The 261-nt window shown below is 52.5% G+C and carries 1 protein-coding gene; it reads right to left on the bottom strand.

Translation table 11 applies throughout. The annotated features are described in order from the left end of the window. A partial coding sequence (locus SB756_RS31585; protein WP_410913435.1) for a glycoside hydrolase family 3 N-terminal domain-containing protein occupies nt 1-261 on the bottom strand: 261 nt, incomplete at both ends.

Genomic DNA, 261 nt, shown 5'->3' with positions numbered 1-261 from the left:
ACGTTCTGCCTTGATCGGTGACAGATTACCTAACACGCTGACGGCCCCTTTACGATTATTGCAGACCAGGATCATATCGCAACCCGCATCCAGTGATGCCTGCCCGCGTTCGGCATAACTGCCCATAATCACGGCACCTTCCATCGATAAATCGTCAGAGAAAATCACGCCGTCAAAACCCAGTTCCTGACGCAAAACGGTTTTCAGCCAGTAGGGAGAACCGCTCGCCGGACGCGGATCAACATCACTGTAGATCACATG

The organism is Pseudomonas sp. SIMBA_068, assembly GCF_046534705.1.
In the GTDB taxonomy this organism is placed as follows: Bacteria; Pseudomonadota; Gammaproteobacteria; order Pseudomonadales; family Pseudomonadaceae; genus Aquipseudomonas; species Aquipseudomonas putida.
Note: the sequence above shows the minus strand (reverse complement) of the source record. Positions and strands in the feature narration are given on the sequence as shown.